We start from the raw sequence: 19,716 nt of genomic DNA on the forward strand, positions 1-19,716 counted from the left end.
AACCACAATTGAATGAATAAAGACTGGTTTGTACTAATTAAAAAATTCACTATATCTGGAGCTAGAGATAAGTTTGAGACAATTTGCGGTACTCTATTCAAAAAATTGTATCCTAATAAGAATGTAAGACTTATCAAAGTTAATCAAGGAGATGGTGGAATTGATGTATTGATTGGAGAAATTGGCTTAAAACCTATAAATGTTATACAGTGTAAATTTTTCCCTAGTGAATTTGGAGAATCTCAAAAAAGTCAAATAAGAAAATCTTTTCAAACTGCTATTAATTCTAAAGAATATAAAATGCATAATTGGACTTTATGTGTTTTCTGCACACTAGATTTAAAAGAAAATATATGGTGGGTTAAATGGAAAGAAAAAATGATAAATACATATAATCTTTCAAGTGACTTTATAAAGCTTATTGATGGTGATGATTTGATTGATAGATTAAATGAAACAAACTTATACAATACGCTATTTGAAAAAGAAGATTCAATAAAAATAAACGCATTATATGAAAGCATAACTCCTGAAATAACAATACCTACACTTAAAAAAAGCTCATTAAAAGCATCATCATTTCTGCATAATATTAAAAATTATTTTGGAAATGAACCTACTACACATATTAAAAGAAAAGAAACTATTAATATTATAAATTGGATTAAATCCGATTTAGATTCAAACAAAAAAAACATACTTATTCTTGAAGGAGATAAAGGTTTAGGTAAATCAGTAATCCTAAAAGATGTTTATGATATTCTTCGTAATGAAAATTATTTAGTTTTTGGAATTAAGTCTGACAAATACTATGCTTCATCACCAAAAGAACTAGAAAATAAAATATTCGTAAATGAAAATATTTCTTTTTCTAAAATAATTGAATTGGCTAATTCAAGTGAAGAGCAGTTCGTCTTAATTTTTGACCAATTGGATGCTCTATCCCAAACCCTTTCTTCCAACAGAGAGTATATACAAACATATAATAGGGTAATTAATGAATTAATTGATGAAAAAAATATTAGAATAATTATATCAACAAGAACTTATGACCTTAAATATGATGCAGAATTAAGTATATATAAATCTAACAAATACCAAAAGGTTAGAGCTACACTTTTAAATGAAAATGATGTCAGGAATACTTTAAACAAATTCAATGTAAATTGTTCTTTAAATAAAGTAATTGAGCTTTTAAGAACTCCTAATCACCTAGAAATCTTTTGTAAACTCCCGAATAAACAAAAATTAAACCTTAATGCTCTTTCTTCTTTAAAAGATTTATATGATGAGTTATGGAACACTTTAATCCTAAACAAAAGTGAATTACAATTAGGTAACGTGCTATATACTATAGCTGATGAAATGTATAAACAGCAACAAATTGTAGTTAGAAGTCAAATTGTTTCAAAATTCATTTCTGAATTGAATTACCTCTTTAGAAACCAATTATTAACTAAAGAAAATTCTAACATCCAATTTTTCCATCAAACATTTTACGATTATTGTTTTGCTAGACAATTCGTAGAAAATGGTAGAGATATATACATTTATTTAAATCAAAATCAACAAAACCTTGAAATCAGGTCAGTAATTAAAATGGTTTTTGAATACCTTAGAGAATATGACCCAAAAAAGTACATTAAATACACAAAAAAAATATTAAAATCTTCTAAATACAGATTTCATATAAAGTCTTTAATCATTAACAACTTGGGTTTAATTACACCCTCAACTGAGGAAATAGAAATTGTTGAGAAATATATACTTAACAATAAAACTTATGAAGATGTATTCATTAATTCTGTATTTTCAGAAAAATGGGTTGAATATCTAATTAAGAATAAAACTTCTGACCAATACTTGTTTGTCAAGAAAAAATACAAACACTCAATTTATGATATCTATAAAAAACAATCATTTCTTGAAATACAGTACTTTGAGGAACTTAATATTAAAAAAGTAATTGAATACAAAAGAAATGCAATTTGGATGCTTTTTAGAAACAACATAAACAAAGCACCATATCAAATTTTAACATACTTAGATAATTTACCCGAATTCCCAAACAAGCATATTTTCATAGAGAGGATTTTATACAACTTAGATAATTGGGATGATGAAAGAATGTTGCATTATTTTCAAAAATATATTTCATGTGATGCTACAACGAAAAAAAGAGATGACTTTTGGTTTTATCAAATATTAGAAAAGATATTTGATTATAATTCTAAATATGTATTTAAAAAAACTGAATCAATATTTACAAATCAGTTTAACAATAATGACTCGTGGAACTCTGTTGATTTTTCACACTATCAGGAAGATTTATTAAAAAAGATGTACCGCATAGCTCCAGATGATTCTTTTGACTTCTTACTAAACATATATGAAAGTGTAATAAATGAAAATAAAGAAACCCAATCTTATGAAAAAATAGATTCTCCTTTTTATAAATGTAATAAATTCTATGATGGCATTAGTGCTTCTAAACAAGGAAACATTTTTATTCAAGAGTTTTTATTAAACCACCTATTAACTAGAAAAGAGCAAAAAGAGTTTTTTTTAATTTTCTATGAGAAATATAAAAATTCAAATTCAATATATATTTTAAGATTAATTGTATTATTCCTTAAAGAATCAAAACTATGTTATAAGGATAAAGTTTTTGAAATTCTAAATATAGTTCATTCAAAAAACGGTTTTAATGGCTCAGATGATATATTTCAACTTAGCTTAAGACAACTTATTGGAAAAACTTTTATCCTATTTTCTGATGCTGAAAAGGAAAGAATAGTTGATATATTATTGACTATAAAGCACCCCTATGATTTGAAAGGAAGAAAATATAAAGATTCAAATGGAAATGAAAAGGTCTATTTTACAGGATATGGAAAAAAACAGTATTTATTTATAAGCTCAATCCCAAAAGAAGAAATAAATAAGCATCTTAGATTGAAAAAAGTATTTCAAGAATTCAAAAGAAAGTTTGGAATAGTAAACTCGAATGATGCAATGGATGTATCCTCTGATGGAGCATATGTTGTGGGTGCTCCTTTAGAGCTTCACGCATATACAAACATGAATTTACAAAGTTGGAAAACAAGTATTTTAAAGTTTAATGACAACTATAATGAAGGTCATGGTCCTAAAGGAGGTAAACTAGAACACTCAAGAGTTTTTAGTGATACTGTGAAAGAAAAACCAGATAAATTTTACAATTTTATTCTAACCTTATTTGAAGATAAAAATGTATCTATTACCTATATATCTTCTGGCATAAATGGACTTATAGATGGAGAATATAACCCTGAAAAAGTCAAAATACTATATAAAAAATTAATAAAGTTAAAATTAGATACAACTAATACTTTATACACTATTTGGAAAACAGGGTATTTAATAAAACATAAATTAATTGATGAAGATATAATTATCTTCTTAGCTGAAAATGCTCTAAACCATCCTAATCCAAAAGCACATTTAAATGAAAATGACCCTCTTTTAGATAGTCTGAATTCAGTAAGAGGCGCTGCAATACATAAAATCATCAAATGTTTTGAATATAAAGAATATTCTGAATTAATTTTTGAAACAATAGAACAAGCAACAAATGACTCTCAATTATCCGTAAAAGTTGCTATACTTCAAGAAATAGCTTTTCTGAATCATATAGACATTGAAAGAAGTTTCAAAATTTTTATGAAATTGTTAGAAGAAAACAACATTCAGCTTTTAAAAAATTCAATTAGAGCTTCTCAATATTTCAATAACAAATACCATGATAAAATGTATTCATATTTTGAAAAATTTATTACTCATAAAGAATTACATAAAGATGGACATGTTATAGTTTTAAGCTGGTTGTTTGAAAGTATTAATGACAAAAAACTTTTTGAAAGATTCTTTAAATCTAGTAAAGAAGCTAAGCTGTGTGCTATAAATGTAGCAGAAGCTAATCTTATAGACAGCAAGGAAAAAATAAACATTAAATCATTAGACATACTAAAAAGGTTATTAAAACAAAAAGACAAAGAGTTTTCAAGTGCTTACTCTGGTCTAATCTTAAGGAAAATTAAAAAGAATAATTTTAAACAAGTTTATTCATTTTTAATTCTATACTCAAAGACTAGTTTATGTATGGATGAGCCAAGATATTTTTTAATGTTATTACTCACTTGCACTAAAGATTACCCATTAGAATGTTTAAGATTATTAGAAAATATGAATTTTAAAAGAATTCCTAATATTCAAGAAAGCGGACATTATAGAGAAGAACCTGTGCAGTTAGTTCTTGCAATTTATTCTAAACTTAATATGGATTTAAAAAAGAATAAAAAGCATGTCAGAAAATCTTTAGACATTTTTGATTCCATGCTAAAACACAATCATTTAAGAGCCTCTGCTAACAAAGCTATTGAGCTAACAATTTCGTAAATATGAACAAAGAATATATAAATATTTGGCTTGATTTAGCTATGAATGATTTGAAAACTTCACAAGTGTTATATCAAAATAAATTATATTCCAATTCCTTTTATCATTTTCAACAAGCATCAGAAAAAAGTTTGAAAGCTTACGCCTTTCTGAGTAAAATATATTCTTCAGAAAAAGAAGCTAACCAGACAGGTCATTATACTTTAAGTGTTTTCAAAAACTCTCTAGAAAATAGACTTTCTGACTATACAATTCTTAAGCAACTTGACTTTGAAAATGTAATTGGAATTAAAGAATTTGAGGAATATGGCTTAGGCTTAAATACAAGTTTGGATATCATACCTAAAAAGAAAGAAGTGTTTGAGTACTCAGGAAGCATATTAGAAACCATATTTAAAACTATTGATGAATTAAAAAAATACAAATTTTCTTTACCAGATGATTTCGAAAGTATATTTAAAACAAAAATAGATATACTGCTTGACACAATATATGAGTTAAATCCTTCTGAAATTGAAAAAACTAAAACTGAGTTTAATAGAATACTAGAAAATAAAGATGAATTTGCCGAATTAAAAAAGAATCTTGAAAAAATTCTTAGTGAGATGTTAAATGAAAACTTTCATGTTTTAGTGATTTATTTCTCTAATTTGATTTCTCATAACCATAATAATATTTCCAGATACCCAGAGGCAAATTTTAATCCTTTAAAATATTATAATTTAAGAAGACCAATAATAAAAAAACTTCCTAGATTTTCCAAAAATCTGTATTCAACTATTACTCAATTAAAAAAATGGAATAAAATAAACCCAACCTCTAATTAAAGAAGTTGGGCATCATTCAACTCAAAAACCAATGATGGTTAGAATCATCATTGAGAGTTTGTGCTAGTCCATTAGTAAACTCAAATGCATTTACATTTCTATCACTAAAAGTGTCAATATAACTGCTCTTATTAGCTGATGTGAATAGGTTATATACATTCCAAAGATTAATATTTCCATCTTCATTTTTACAGAACCTTTCATCTTGATAATAATCTTTAGCTATAGTAGAAACTTGCCCATCATTTAACAACAATTGTGGAATCTGCATCTTTTCACTCTTTGTTAGATAATTGTAAAGTCTAGACCTACCTATTAGCTGAGCAAACTGTCTTTCAGTAAGGCTATAATCAGTTAAAGCTAACATCTCTTTTAAATGCTTTTCTGAATCATAATTGGCAATTAACTCTTGCACTTTTACTGCTAGCTCATTTACACTACCTACACGCATTTCTGACTGCATACCATCTGTACTAATACATAAGTTACAACATACGAGATTTTGAAAGCCTATAAAAACTTGAAACTTCTCTACAGACTTCTTGCTATAAAGGTTCTCCTTGTTATATGCGCGTACTCCACCTATACAAAGAGCTAACTTATCACCATTAATAGTTTCTGTAATACTAGGCACACGAATTATAAATGCCATTCTTTCATAATAGATAGTCTTTTCGTGGTCTAACAAATCTTTAGCAGACTTATGTATTGCACTAGGTGTTCTACCTTTAATTTGATGACTTATGCGCACTTCTGGAACATCTATACTATGATGTGAAAATGATATACCTACAGAATCCTGAACCACTTCAATAAACTCTTGATGTGCAATAGTTTTCTCATTGTCTTTTGAAAAGACTGGAATTATGCAATCCTTTTGTAAATGAGAGAGGCTAACACTTTTTGTATTAGCCTCTATAAATGGGTTCTGTTTGTACTTCTTTGTAACTAGTGGTATTGAACTTACCTCTTTTTGAATAACAGGTGTAACTGGGACTAATGAAAGATTAGGCTTGTGTATGACTTGTGTGTCCATTTTGACTGAAATTTTTAGGGTTTAACAATTGAGCTTTAGATTGGATAGTCTCCTTTTGTAATCTAAAGTCATCTTCTAAATCTTTTATGTTATAATGTTGCTTATATAGTAATCTTAATTGCTCTAAATCCTTACAGTTTTTGATTTGAGCTTTCACATCATCTATAGTTAACCCATTATTACACCAATCTAGTATCTTCTTACCTGTAGCAGAATTTATTTTAAACTCACTCTTTCCCATAAAAAGACCAGTCCTATCTTTAGAACTAGTAGCAAAGTTTTTAATGTCTATATCAAAAACTAGAGTGTACTCGTAATCTGTCCCATCACGAGAAATAGATTTTAACCCTACTTTTTCAGGAACATATTTTCCATCTTTTTGGTTAAGCACGTAATCCTGTTTAGTTCTCATTGTAGCAATTATATGGCAAGGTGACTGCAATATTTTATTTAAAAACACTTTCTCTAAAGGCTTTATTTTAGCCCAATTAGTAAATGAATTGCCTGCCATTTTGGAATGATAGTCTAATAGATACTCCCAGCAATGGCTAGCACTATCAATTATTACACATTCCATCCCTGCTTTTTCACAAACATCAATAGCTTCTGCATATTTCTCTGGTGTAAAAGGAGGAGCTAATGACAGTACATTATATTGCCCTAAATGAGCATACAAATCTGCACTTCCATTTTCTGTATCAATAATAGCAACTTTTGAAAAGTCTCCATTAGTTAGTCCTTTTGCTAGAAGTAAACTAGAATATGTTTTACCACTTCCTGCACTTCCTTGTAATGCCATTTTTATCTTGGCAAGTTTCCTTTCTGATTGTCTTAAGTTCATAATTTATTTTTTTAAAGGTTAATATGTATTTGTTTTAGTGTTAAGTTTAAATTGAAAAAGCATCTTACAAGGAATGTAAAATGCTTTTTTATGATATTTTCAAGAAATGGCTATTAGCTATAACTTTTGATTTAGACTTGATTATTATTTTGGAAAGCCTTAACTTTGTGTAGCTTACATCTACAAAAGATTAAGTTCTTTACAGACTTCCTCGTCCAGAGCTCCTGCGTTGTTAAAATATATAATTTTGAAGGGGAAGGTGTTTTATAAAGAGGAGGGGAAACTTTTGTGAGATTATAAGCAATATATTTATACAAACATTTATAATTGTCCACTTTTGTAAACCCACCTATATAGTAAAAACACAAAATTGGACGGATTTATTCTTTTACTAAAACCCCTTCAACAACTTTATATGTATTGTTTTTATAAAATTCCTCTGAATGAATAGATCTTGGCAGAGAAATAAGTTCTAAAACTTCACAGGATTTTGGAATTTCATATATAGCATTAATAATCTTTACATGGCTTCTAGTTCCTATAGTCAATTTATAATCACTAGTTTCAAAAAAATCAACTAAAAGAATTTTTGAATAAAATGACTTTATTTTTTGTTTAGTGGTATAAGTACTTTTGAATCTAGTTTGGTTGAATTTAAAAACATTGTTTTTAATGAAATAATCTTCATTGATAAAATAATCAATCATATCTTCAAATATTTGAACCTCTGAATCCAATACAAATTCTGCAAATGGTGATTTTGGAAGATACTCAAATTCTCCTTTTCTAACTGTAGAACCAATCTTAATATTAGTAATCAATTTATTTCTAAAGTACGCTAAAGTTTTAAATGAATTAACCCTAATTATGTTTTCAATTGACAAATCAACTTCACTCACATGTGAAAGACATGATAAAAAATAGTCCTTCCTTTGATAAGTATAATCAAATAAATCTCCATTTAAATAAAATATAGATTTGGTGAATTTACTATTTGGGTAAAGGAATCTTTGAACAAAACCTATAATATGTGCTTCTATTTCAGGATTATTATTGACTTTAATTGGTATAGATTTAGCATTTTTTATAAATCTTACATTATACTCAAAAAAATCATTTTTAAAATCTAAATAAAAATTAAAATCATTAAGACTCCTATATGTTTCATACATATCTTCACTTACGTAATTTTCAAAATACAAACCAAGAAGCATTTGTATTTTATTCTCTTCAAAAGTAAAAGTTGAATTAGAAGTAAAACCACTAAAATTGCAGTTGACAAATTGATTAGTTATTGCAGAATAGGTTATAAATGCTGATAAATCTCCTCCTGAAAATTTAAATGACTGTGCAAGATATTCTTCTCCATGGTTCAAAACATATGATTTAAAATCTGGAAATTTTAAACTTAATTTATCAACTCTATTAGCTTCTTTAACAGCTTTAATTTCAGATTCAATATTCTTCTTTAACTTATTCTCATAAAAATCATAAATAAGCATATTTTGAAGCCCAGTTGGTATATGTAAAACCTTATCTTTAGTCTTTGATTTAGATTTAACCAAATCATAAAACTCAACAAAATTATTGTATTGCACCCTATTCTTTTTGAATGGCAGAGTAGCATAATCAAACTCATCTGGAGGAGGTAATATTACGTGTATTTCACCTCCTCTTTTCCTTTGCCTAGCTAAAGCTTGAATAATAGAATTTACTCCTCCAGTAAATATCCCTTGTAAATTTTTAAAAGGCAACATTGAACCTTTAGGAGGCAGAATTATCAAAAATGCATGATTCTTTTTTTCAATACTTACACCTGTTTTAAAATTAGTTCCAATATTACACTTAGAATTATCAAACCTATTTTTTACCTCTAACCTCCCTAACCTTTGGTTAATTCTTAAATCAGATGTGCAGTTATTTAAAATTTCATATTTATCATATAATACTTTACCAACTCCTGTATTTTTCTTTGATATTATAGCATCTGCTAAGTTCTTTGAGTAACATAAAACATCTATCTCTTTACCTCTAGATACTATATCTTTTACCACTCTAACCAATCCTTCATTATCACTTTTATAATATAAAGATGGATTGTAATGTAAATAAAGAGCACTCTGATTTCTAGGTATTCTAACTCTTTCAGATTCAATAATTTTAATACTTTTATTTGTTAGTTCTGCTAGATACTCTATAACTATTTTTGAAGCTTCACTGTATGTAGCACTCAACACAAAATTCTTATGAATCACGTCCTTCCATTTCCATAAATTAAAAATATACTCCTGTTTAAAATTATGAACAGCATCATGTATCTCATCATAGATAATTACCACTTTTCTCTTTTTCAATTTACAATTCTCAACTAAGTTATTTAAGTAATCTCTTTTAGCTTGAGAATTTACAAATGCATCTTCTCCTGGGTTACCAAGTAAACCATTTACTGTTATTATTTGAACTTTCTTATTTAAATATGAAACATTATTTCTCTCACCAATAAATTCATATCTATAAACCTGACTTTCAGGCACACCTTCAGCTATTATTTTATTATAATACTGTTCAACTAAACTTACAAAAGGAGAAGCTACAAAGATTAAATAGTCTTCATCCTTTGCTTCATAAAACCTCTTTACTATTTTAATAATTGAGGTGGTTTTACCTTGTCCTACTGCAGCATTTATTACAACTGTATTCTTTTCATTGATATCCGTACTATCCTGTAATGATTCATTAATATAACCTTTATCATTAGGTTTAATAAGTATCTTTTTACTTGTTAGATAAGTTGAAAAATCACTAGACTCAATTTTTTTAAAATCAACAGGAAAATCTTGAAAGTGGATATTTGGAAGTTTCATATAATAAATTTACTGTGTTATAAATTTAGTGTAACACTCTCAATTCTTATTAATTAATTTTAATAATTTTGAAAGACCTAATAATAAAATGCTAAATTTAGCATTCTAAATGAATGAACAATTATCTATATATATTAATCTCTTTAAGAAATTAAACAGAGGTTTTAACAAAGGTTTAGGAAGAGCTCCACATAAACCAATCTTGCTCATAACAATAATACAATTAATTAAAAAAGGGATTATTAATTCTAAAAGAATTCATATTACTCCAGAATTGCTTTTAGCTTATAAAGAAAATTGGAAAAATCTAGTAGATACTGAACATATTCCTAATTTTGCATTACCATTTTTCCATATGCGAAGTGAACCTTTTTGGTTTTTAGTCACTAAACCTGGTATGGAACTAAAAGTAAATAAATCAAAAAGCATCAAGAGTTTTAAAAATCTTAAAGAATCTATAGCATTTGCAGAAATTGATAAAAATTTGTTCATCTTATTATTAGATACTTTAACAAGAAGTGTACTAGAAGATTTTTTACTAAATGAATATTTCCCTAGTACAAAATCCCAATACAACACTAATCATACAAATAGTGAAGAAGTAAAAATTGAAGAACAAATTTTAAATGATGATAAAGCAGAATATCAAAGTCATCTAAAACAGTTAAGAATAACTTTAGATGATGATGAATATGAAGAAGAACTATTTATTAGAGGAGGTTTATTTAAAAAAACAATACCCAAAATCTATAATTACAGTTGTTGTATTTCTGGAATGAGGATTGAATCATCACAAAATGCACAAATGATTGATGCCTGTCACATCATACCATTTAGCATTTCAAATGATGATACAATCCCTAATGGAATTTCCTTATCTCCAAATTTACATAGAGCTTTTGATAGAGGTTTAATAACCATAAACCAAGACTATATTGTTAGAATTTCACCCACTATAAAAGAAAATGAATCTGTCTTTTCATTATCACAATTTAATGGTAAGCAAATTATATTACCCAATAAAGTTACATGGTTTCCATCTCCAGAGTCACTTCAATGGCATAACAAAGAAGTTTTTGCACTCTAATTTTTAAGTTTTTCACTTAATCTTTGAACATGCTCACTTACTTTTTTTTGTACTACTTTAGCATAATGTCTTTGAGTAATATCTACTTTTGAATGACCTAATAACTCCGAAACAATTTCCATAGGCACATCATTGTATAAGAGTACTGTAGTTGCAAAAGTCTTTCTAGCTATATGATGTGTAAGTCTCTTTTCTATCCCTAGCACTTCTGCTATTTCTTTTAGATAAGAATTAAATTTCTGGTTAGATATAACTGGAAGCATTTTATCATTGCCACACTCCTCTTTATACCTATTCAAAATTACTAAAGCTTTCGGAAGTAAAGGAATAGACACCTTAGAACCAGTCTTTTGTCTATACATTTGTATCCACATATTACCATCAAATCCTTCAACAATATGTTTACTACATAATGCATACATTTCTGCATAAGCTAAACCAGTATAACAACAAAAAACAAACATATCCTTTACTTGTTGTAATCTGATTTGAGCAAAAGTATGTTCTTCTAGTTTACTTAGTTCTTTAGTATCTAAAAAGATTACTTTTCGTTCATATTTTTTAGGCTTATACATAATGAAAGGGTCTAGTTTTAAATAACCTTCAGCTAATGCAAGTTTGACTATTTTACGCAATCTTTGTATACTTTTATTTATAGTGATTTGTTTATGACCTTTTTCAGATTTTAAGTAATAGTCAAAATCTGTTATAAACTTCATATTTATCTTCTCTAGTAAAATATCATTTCGATTATATTGGTGTTTTATAAATTCATATGTATGTTTTTTAGCCTCTATAAACTTGCTATAAGTAGATTTGGTATAGTCTATACCAATTAGCTTATTCATGCGCTTATTATGTAAATCAAACACCTCTAACAAAGTCTTTTCAGACTTAATACTCTTTCCTTTAAATTGTAAATAAACATCTTCTACATCAAACACATCTTGATTAACCTGTAGAAATAAAAAAGCCTGATTAATTTGTTGTTTAATCAGACCTAACTGTGTGTTAATAAAGTTATTTTCCTTATTGTTGGGAATAGCTTGTTGTTGTTTACTATTCCAATAATCTGGTTCAATAAATAATCCAGTTGAAAAAGGTTTTCTTTTTCCTTTTAAAGTTAGCCTACAAATAATAGGAACTAACCCTTTTTTGTTAATCCTACTCTTGGATATAACAAATAGTGTTTTGACTCTATTAGCCATAGTTATTGTTTAGTTTTTTTGTGATTATTATTAAATAAAATATATGCAACCCATCTATTAAAAGTTGCAACCCTTTAAGTATGCCTAAATTTTAGAAAAGCTATAAGAATTGAAAAGAGAGTAGAATTTGATAAGTACTGTGTTACTTGACTTTACTGCATAAAAAAAGAGTAACCATTTCTGATTACTCTTACTTAGTAGCGGGAACAGGACTCGAACCTGTGACCTTCGGGTTATGAGCCCGACGAGCTACCTACTGCTCTATCCCGCGATTTTAATTTTGAAATAATTTACTTAGTGATACACAAACTAGTTGAGCATAAACTTTCGGTTCATAATGCCGACCAATTATTTCGGACTGCAAATATACAATCCTTTTTAGATATTACAAGCATTTAAATATAAAAATTATTGCTCTATATTAATTGCATCAAAACCAACAAGTTCTGCAGATTCAAAAACAGGTGTTAATTGTATTGGATTGCAACACACCTCACAATCTTCTACATAAGTTTGCTGATTAACACTTGGATCTAATAGCATTGAAATGGTTTCCCAACAATAAGGACATTGAAAATGGTGTTCGAACATTTTTTTGTTTAAAGGTAAAAAAAAAGAGAAAGCAAAGCTTCCTCTTTTTTGACTTTCAATCTATAAACACATATAATTAATCCTCTTCTTCTTCAAGTTCTGCGAAACGTGTTGACGTTTCAAAAAGAGAATTTACATTTAAATTATTTGTATTAATAACGTCATCTTTAACAACGCTTACATAGTCTTTATTAAAATTGTTATCGCTTAGCATTAACACGTTTAAATTATTTAATGCTGTAAATTCTGTTGGTACTGCTCCATGGAAGTTATTATCTGACAACATTAATTCTTTTAAAGTAGAGATTTCAGTAATCGCTATTGGTAATTGTCCTGTTAACTCGTTATCTATAACACTAAAACGTTCTAAATTCTGAAGTTTATTAATATCTTCTGGCAATGTTCCTGTTAAAAAGTTACTTCCTAATAATAATACTTCTAGGTTTTTTAATTGCGTTATTGTGCTTGGTAATGCTCCTGAAATTTTATTAGCATATAACTTTAATTCTTTTAAGTTATCTAGGTTTCCTATTTCTACTGGTATTGCACCTTCAATTTTATTAATAAATAATTCTAAAGTTTCAAGGTTTTCTAAATTACCAATTGTTGAAGGTAATTGACCTTCGATTTTATTTAATGCTAAATTAATATGCTTAATATAAGTTAAGTTACCTATTGCCTGTGGTAAGCTTCCGTTTAAGTTGTTAAATTGTAAATCTAAAGCTACAATTTGATTATTTTCTATCGTTACACCATACCAAGTATGTACTGGTGTTTCTAAATCCCAAGTGTTTGTCCACTCACTTCCATTGGTTGAATTATACAAGGCAATTAAGGCTTCTTTTTCGTTTGAAGACACGTTTGCAAACGATAAAATAGTTGCAAAAAAACAAGCGAATGTTAATGATAGTGATTTCATAGGTTGGTTAGATTTGGGTGTTAATCTTAATCAAATATAACCTCCAAGTCGTTTATTGGCAAATGTTTTCGACTAAACACACAAAACGTTAACATTTGGCGTAAAAAAAGGTGTTGTTGGTCGGAAATAGATAATTTTGAGAATAACGCGTTCAGTGATTTTCGACGTATGACATTGAAATTGAATGCTTTGTTTTAGAAGTTGACCTCTAATAATTGACCGCTTAATTGCAACAATTCTAATTCGGCTAATTTAGCTGAAAATTTTGCCTGATTCCTGGTTAATTCTGCATTAAGCAAGTCTATTTGTGCTTGCCTAAACTCAATGGAGTTGACTTGTCCGATTTTAAATTTTTCTTGGGTACGATTAAAATTATTTTGCGCTGTAGTTATATTGTTTTCTAGAAGATTATAAATCTCTAATTTGTTTTTATAATTATCCCAAACATTATTAAAATTACGTGTTATACCAATTAGTATATTGTTTTTTTGAAGCTGTTGAGTTTCCAAATTCACTTTCGCATTTCTTTCTCTAGTTATTGTATTTCCACCATCAAAAATAGTCCAAGTTAAGTTTAAACCTGCAGAGAGACCAGTGTTTATAGAGCCCGAAACAAACGAAGCCGCATTATTATTGTTTTTATTCCATCCATAACTACCTACCAAACCAACCGTTGGTAAATATGCGGATTTTATAGATTTAATATTTAATTGGCTAATGGCTATGTTTTTTTCGTTTTGTAGTAAAGCTATATTTCTTGTTTTAGCTTTTTGTAATAAACTGTCTTTTTGAAATTGTAGAGCAAAATTTATTTCTGTTTCTACATTAAAATCCTCTTGTAAAGCAGCACCTAAAACAACGTTTAAATCGCGTTTTCCATTTTTTAATTGCTGTTTAGCATTTATAATATTTATACTATCTGTTACAATATCTACTTCTGCATTTAAGACACCTAGCTTAGTGTTTTGTCCATAATCGAATTGATATTGCGCTCTTACCAACCTATCCTTAGTAATTTTTAGAGTTTCTTCTAAAGCAGAGAGGTTTTCTGCTTGTTGAGCCACCTCGTAATACACAGAAAATAATTGAACAATTGTATTTTCTATGGTTTCGCGTGCTTGTAGCTCTGATAGTTGATATTGTTGTTTTAAACTTTTGTAGTTATAACGCCTTCCTAAGCCATCAAAAATGGTATAATTTAAATTTAATGATGCATTATAACGCGAACTTTCTGCACCATTTAATGTTGTGGTTGTTCCGTTAGAAAACTCTGCTTCAGTAGTATCTAAATTATAGGTTGTGCCTGCATTACCTGTTAAAGTTGGTAAATAACCAGAATTTAAAATACTCGTATTATTTTCGGCTATTTCAACAGCATTTGTAGCTATTTGAATATCGTAATTATTTTTTAAAGCTAATGCTACAGCTTCGTTTGGAGTAAGAATTTTTTGCGCATATCCTAAAGAAACACACAATAATATGGCTAAAATTAAACTATTCTTAATGTTCATTTTCTTCTTTTTGTTCTATTATAGCGCGTTCTACTTCTTCTTTAGAAATAGCATTACCTGTTGCTAACCACTTTGTGTTTTTCTTTATATTATTGCTAAACGATAAAAATAAAGGCAATACTAATAGTGTTAAAACTGTTGCATAAGCGATACCAAAAGATATGGAAATTGCCATAGGTTTTAAAAATTGTGCTTGTCTGCTTTTTTCCATTAATAATGGTGCTAAACCTGCAACTGTAGTTAATGAGGTTAAGAAAATAGCTCTAAAACGCGATTTACCAGCCTCAGACAGTGCCAAATCAAAGGTCATCCCTTCTTTTAAATTGTTGTTAAAACGTCCTATTAATACTAAACCATCGTTAACCATAATACCTATTAAGGCAATAATACCTAATAGTGATAATACGTTTACAGGGAAATCTAATAACCAGTGTCCCCAAGCAATTGCCGTTAAACTAAAAGGGATTAACAACATTAATAATAATGGTTGTGAGTAACTCCTAAAAGTAAAAGCTATAGTGAAATAAATAAGTAATAAAATAATACCTCCTGCAACTTGTAAAGAGCCAATTAATTTTCCTGCTTCACGGTTTTGACCTTCGAATGATGCTGTTATTGTTGGATATTTAGATTGCAATTGTGGTATAAAATTAGTTCGAATATCCTCAGTAATATCTGTTGCACTTGTACTTGGATCTTTTAAATCTGCAAATACCTGAATTTCTCTTTGTCCTTCCAAGTGGTTAATGGCAACTTCTCCACGAACAATACTATAACTTGCTATATCTTTAAAAGTAACGCGTTCTCCTGTTGGTGTTAAAATACGCATATCGTCTAAATCGTTAATAGAGTTTCTATTGTCTCTATCGTAACGTACCCAAACTCTAATTTCGTCTTGTCCTCGTTGAAAACGCTGTGCTTGAGCTCCAAAGAATCCTGCACGAATTTGGCTCATTACTGTACTTAAATCTAAGCCTAATAAGTAAGCGCTTTCTTTTAATTCTAATCTAATTTCTTTAATACCTACAGGATCATTATCTGCAATATCTTTAAGTAATGGATTAGATTCTAAATAGCTTTTTAATTCTTTTTTAGAGGCTTTTAACTCGTTTATATTATTACTTAACAGCGACACAGACACTGGACTACCACCAAAGTTACCACCAGAACCATAAATTAAACGCTCTGTTCCAATTACTGGACCAACTAACTCTTGCAACCTATTAGTTACCATAAAAGATTGAATAGCATCTGGACGCTCTTCACCAGGCAATAAGTTTATTCTTAATCTTGCACTAGAGCTGCTATTAATGTTAATTATGGTGTTTTCAAACAGTTGTTTTCCTGTGCCTTTTAAATATTTTTCGGTGAGCTCTTTGTTTACTATAAAGGATTTTTCTTCTATCATAGAAATAATAGAATCTGTTATTTTAACATTAGTTCCTGCTGGCATTTCTAACTCAATATTAGCTGCATCACTTGCTATTCTTGGAAAAAAAGCAGTATTAATTATTCCTCCTCTTAAAGAACCAAAGGTTAATATAAATAAGGCGACAAAAATTCCAAATGCAAATAATTTATGTTTAAGTACAGCATCTAAAGTTGGTGCATAAATGGCATCTCTTAAATACTTCATAAATCTATCTCCTGCTCTATTTACACCTCTCATTACATGAAAAAAGCGTTTTAATTTTGAAGGATTTTCTTCTTGTTTTTGAGGTCTTAATGCTTTAGAATGTGCTAAATGCGCAGGTAATATAATAAGTGCTTCTATTAGTGAAACTAAGAGAGTTAAAATAACAATAACGGAAACTTCTCCAAAAAACTCACCAATTCTACTGTCTAAAAAGAAAAATAATGAAAAGGCTAAAATTGTAGTAATAATAGCAGATACCACTGGAGGAATTACTTCCATTGTACCATCTATTGCAGCTTGTTTTGGCGTTTTACCTTTTTCGTAATGCTGGTAAATATTTTCTGCAATTACAATGCCATCATCTACCAAAATACCAATTACGATAATCATACCAAAAAGCGATAATACATTTATGGTGACATCAAATTGGCTGGCAAAAACAAACATTCCTAAAAATGAAATTGGTAAACCAAACGCTACCCAAAACGCTAATCTTGTATTTAAAAATAAAGATAAAAATAGGAGTACCAATAAAATACCTGCTAAAGCATTTTCTAATAACAGCTTAGTACGTTGTTTTAATGTTATGGATAGATCTCTTACAACATCTAATCTAACATTAGTATTTTTTTGATTGTAGGTTTCTATATACTCCTTTACATTATCTGCAGAGGAAATTAAATCTTCGTTATTAGTACTAGTTATACTAATATCTAAGGATAATTCTTGATTAAAATAGGTTGCATTTGGAGTTTCAGAAAAACGATCTCTTACTATAGCAACGTCTTTTAGTCTCACCACTTTACCATCTGCAGAAGCTTTTATAATAATATTTGACAAATCGTCTGCGTAATATTCTCTATTATTAGCTCTAATTAAAAACTCTTCGTTATTGGTTTTAATGTTTCCTCCAGTAACTAAAATGTTTGATGTACTTACAGCTCGTGCAACATCGTTAAAGGTGAGATTATAGGCTAGTAAATCTAACTCGTTTACAGCAATCTCAATTTCTTCTTCTGGATAACCAGAAATTTCTATTTGCGAAATACCTTCTATGGTACGTAAATCGTTTTCAACTTGTCGCCCTAACTGTTTTAAGGTTGCTAACGGAATGTCTTTTCCGCTTAAAGCGAAAGAAATTGTTTCTCTTACCACCTCTCGTTTAGAGACCACTAAAGGCTCCATTCCTGTAGGAAAACTTGGCACTCTATCTACTGCGTTTTTAACTTCAAGCAGCATGAAATCTAAATTTTCGCCTTTTTCAATTTCTACAGTAATAGTTCCACTATTTTCTCTAGATACAGACGTTACTCGATCGATGCCTTTTAATCCTTTTAAATTATCTTCGATTTTAAGTACAATACCTTCTTCTATCTCTTGTGGTGAAGCACCTGGATAAACCACACTTACATTTATTATTTTAGATTCGGTTAAAGGAAAAAATGATGATTTAAGTGAAAATATTCCAATAACACCCAAGAAAAGAAACGCTAAAATAATAACGTTTACTGCAACATGATACTTAATAAAATAGGTGATTATATTTCTCATTTTGTTGCTGTTTCATTAGAGTTTTCGCGTTCCACGTAAGGCTTTATTAGCATACCAGCAAAAGCACCAGGAACAGGCCGTTTTAAAATAATTGTTCCGTTTGGCACTTCTTTTAAAACTACTTTAGACTCTGAAAAATGTATTGGTTTTGCAGGTAAAACAGCTAAAATACTATCTTTAACAATAAATATTTCTTGATTATCTGTTAATAGATTTCTATCAATTTCTATAGCATTTTCTATACTTTGTGCTTTTAAATTGGCTTCTAAAAACATGCCTTCCTTAAGGTTCTCATCCTTAACCTCTATAAAAGCTGTTATGGTTTGTGTTGAGGCATCTATGCTTCCGTTAACTCTAGAAATTACACCTTTGTATGTTTCAGTTTCATCTAAATTAGTTAAGGTTACAGTTTCTCCTGCTTTTAAAATTTCGGCAAAACTTTCGCTAATGGCCACTTCCATTTCGTAAACCGAAGGATTTATAAACTCACCTAATTTTTGTCCGTTTCTAATTAAAGAGCCTTCTGTAACTAAAGCTTCAGTTAAAATACCTGAAAAAGGTGCAGCAATAGTATATTTTGCTAGACGTTGCTCTAAATTTTTTACATTGTAATAATTGGTAACAATGCCACGACCAGTAATGAAATAGTTTTCTTTTTCTGAAGTCATTTCTGGTAATTTTGGTGTTGTTTTATTTAAATCGAAACCATTTAAATACGATTGCCATTTAGGGAATACCTCTGGAAAATCCAAACGTAAATCTGGCATTATTGCAGCAATAGAATTGTATAAATTACTTTTTGAGGATTGCACACTTGCGTAATACTCTGAAGCATCTACACGAATTAATGTTTGACCTTTACGATAGGTTTGACCTGCTTTAAACAAGTGGCTGCCAGAACGAAAAATACCTTGAACCTCAGAATACAACTCTACGCGTTGCTTGGCTCTTAAGCTTCCATTTGCTGGAATAATTATAGGAATTGTAGCGTTTTTAACAGTATCTGTAAATACTGTTTTAACCACTTTTGCAACAACTGGCTTAGGTTTGTTTTTACTGTCAATTAATTTTTTAGATAATAAAAACGAAGCAACAATAAGTAAAATACCTACTATGGAAAGTATAATTTTGCGCATTAATTTGGTTTTGATGGTTTGACTGCAAAATTATACTTTAGTTTAGCCTAAAGACGTTAAAAAAACCTTAAA

The 19,716-nt window shown here is 28.8% G+C and carries 12 protein-coding genes and 1 tRNA gene; 3 read left to right on the forward strand and 10 right to left on the reverse strand.

From position 1 onward, the window contains the following. Nucleotides 1-12 precede the first annotated feature (12 nt). On the forward strand, nt 13-4,437 hold the full coding sequence (locus ACVC5O_RS10480; protein WP_452221435.1) for a hypothetical protein: 4,425 nt from the start codon (nt 13-15) through the stop codon (nt 4,435-4,437). Nucleotides 4,438-4,439: 2 nt separating this feature from the next. Beyond that, nucleotides 4,440-5,264, forward strand: coding sequence for a HEPN domain-containing protein (locus ACVC5O_RS10485; protein ID WP_452221436.1), 825 nt, complete (start codon nt 4,440-4,442; stop codon nt 5,262-5,264). A gap of 16 nt (nt 5,265-5,280) precedes the next feature. Here the strand turns inward: ACVC5O_RS10485 and ACVC5O_RS10490 are convergent, their stop codons facing one another. From ACVC5O_RS10490 to ACVC5O_RS10500, 3 genes are all read right to left on the reverse strand, one after another. Beyond that, nucleotides 5,281-6,300, reverse strand: coding sequence for a DUF3871 family protein (locus tag ACVC5O_RS10490; RefSeq protein ID WP_452221437.1), 1,020 nt, complete (start codon nt 6,298-6,300; stop codon nt 5,281-5,283). Next, the gene (locus tag ACVC5O_RS10495) at nt 6,272-7,141 is read right to left on the reverse strand and encodes an AAA family ATPase (RefSeq protein WP_452221438.1); all 870 of its coding nucleotides are present in this window, start codon (nt 7,139-7,141) and stop codon (nt 6,272-6,274) included. Before ACVC5O_RS10495 ends, ACVC5O_RS10490 begins: the two co-directional genes overlap by 29 nt. Nucleotides 7,142-7,521: 380 nt before the next feature. Further along, a complete protein-coding gene (locus ACVC5O_RS10500; protein WP_452221439.1) occupies nt 7,522-10,005 on the reverse strand; it encodes a DEAD/DEAH box helicase family protein in 2,484 nt (827 codons plus the stop codon). A gap of 109 nt (nt 10,006-10,114) precedes the next feature. Here ACVC5O_RS10500 and ACVC5O_RS10505 point away from each other — a divergent pair, with 109 nt between their 5' ends. After that, on the forward strand, nt 10,115-11,092 hold the full coding sequence (locus ACVC5O_RS10505; RefSeq protein ID WP_452221440.1) for an HNH endonuclease: 978 nt from the start codon (nt 10,115-10,117) through the stop codon (nt 11,090-11,092). Here the strand turns inward: ACVC5O_RS10505 and ACVC5O_RS10510 are convergent. From ACVC5O_RS10510 to ACVC5O_RS10540, 7 genes are all read right to left on the reverse strand, one after another. Next, entirely contained in the window at nt 11,089-12,300 is a 1,212-nt protein-coding gene (locus ACVC5O_RS10510) for a site-specific integrase (protein WP_452221441.1), read from the reverse strand. The genes ACVC5O_RS10505 and ACVC5O_RS10510 overlap by 4 nt on opposite strands. 198 nt (nt 12,301-12,498) lie before the next feature. Then, nucleotides 12,499-12,571, reverse strand: a tRNA-Met gene (locus ACVC5O_RS10515). 137 nt (nt 12,572-12,708) lie between these two features. Continuing rightward, nucleotides 12,709-12,891, reverse strand: a complete 183-nt coding sequence (locus ACVC5O_RS10520; RefSeq protein ID WP_452221442.1) for a CPXCG motif-containing cysteine-rich protein — start codon at nt 12,889-12,891, stop codon at nt 12,709-12,711. A 76-nt stretch (nt 12,892-12,967) separates the two neighbouring features. Continuing rightward, a complete protein-coding gene (locus ACVC5O_RS10525; RefSeq protein WP_452221443.1) occupies nt 12,968-13,810 on the reverse strand; it encodes a leucine-rich repeat domain-containing protein in 843 nt (280 codons plus the stop codon). Between the two features lie 194 nt (nt 13,811-14,004). After that, a complete protein-coding gene (locus ACVC5O_RS10530; protein ID WP_452221444.1) occupies nt 14,005-15,321 on the reverse strand; it encodes a TolC family protein in 1,317 nt (438 codons plus the stop codon). Then, nucleotides 15,311-18,508 (reverse strand): efflux RND transporter permease subunit, encoded by a 3,198-nt coding sequence (locus tag ACVC5O_RS10535; RefSeq protein ID WP_452221445.1) that lies wholly within the window; start codon nt 18,506-18,508, stop codon nt 15,311-15,313. The genes ACVC5O_RS10530 and ACVC5O_RS10535 overlap by 11 nt, the downstream gene beginning before the upstream one ends. Next, the gene (locus ACVC5O_RS10540; protein ID WP_452221446.1) at nt 18,505-19,644 is read right to left on the reverse strand and encodes an efflux RND transporter periplasmic adaptor subunit; all 1,140 of its coding nucleotides are present in this window, start codon (nt 19,642-19,644) and stop codon (nt 18,505-18,507) included. Before ACVC5O_RS10540 ends, ACVC5O_RS10535 begins: the two co-directional genes overlap by 4 nt. Nucleotides 19,645-19,716: the final 72 nt, after the last annotated feature.

The sequence above is a fragment of the Lacinutrix salivirga genome, assembly GCF_053604675.1.

Excerpts from the sequence above, each read along its gene's own strand:
- ACVC5O_RS10525 (WP_452221443.1), bottom strand. The coding sequence starts at position 13,810 with ATGAAATCACTATCATTAACATTCGCTTGTTTTTTTGCAACTATTTTA.
- ACVC5O_RS10520 (WP_452221442.1), bottom strand. The coding sequence starts at position 12,891 with ATGTTCGAACACCATTTTCAATGTCCTTATTGTTGGGAAACCATTTCA.
- ACVC5O_RS10500 (WP_452221439.1), bottom strand. The coding sequence starts at position 10,005 with ATGAAACTTCCAAATATCCACTTTCAAGATTTTCCTGTTGATTTTAAA.
- ACVC5O_RS10540 (WP_452221446.1), bottom strand. The coding sequence starts at position 19,644 with ATGCGCAAAATTATACTTTCCATAGTAGGTATTTTACTTATTGTTGCT.
- ACVC5O_RS10490 (WP_452221437.1), bottom strand. The coding sequence starts at position 6,300 with ATGGACACACAAGTCATACACAAGCCTAATCTTTCATTAGTCCCAGTT.
- ACVC5O_RS10485 (WP_452221436.1), top strand. The coding sequence starts at position 4,440 with ATGAACAAAGAATATATAAATATTTGGCTTGATTTAGCTATGAATGAT.
- ACVC5O_RS10505 (WP_452221440.1), top strand. The coding sequence starts at position 10,115 with ATGAATGAACAATTATCTATATATATTAATCTCTTTAAGAAATTAAAC.
- ACVC5O_RS10480 (WP_452221435.1), top strand. The coding sequence starts at position 13 with ATGAATAAAGACTGGTTTGTACTAATTAAAAAATTCACTATATCTGGA.
- ACVC5O_RS10510 (WP_452221441.1), bottom strand. The coding sequence starts at position 12,300 with ATGGCTAATAGAGTCAAAACACTATTTGTTATATCCAAGAGTAGGATT.
- ACVC5O_RS10495 (WP_452221438.1), bottom strand. The coding sequence starts at position 7,141 with ATGAACTTAAGACAATCAGAAAGGAAACTTGCCAAGATAAAAATGGCA.
- ACVC5O_RS10530 (WP_452221444.1), bottom strand. The coding sequence starts at position 15,321 with ATGAACATTAAGAATAGTTTAATTTTAGCCATATTATTGTGTGTTTCT.
- ACVC5O_RS10535 (WP_452221445.1), bottom strand. The coding sequence starts at position 18,508 with ATGAGAAATATAATCACCTATTTTATTAAGTATCATGTTGCAGTAAAC.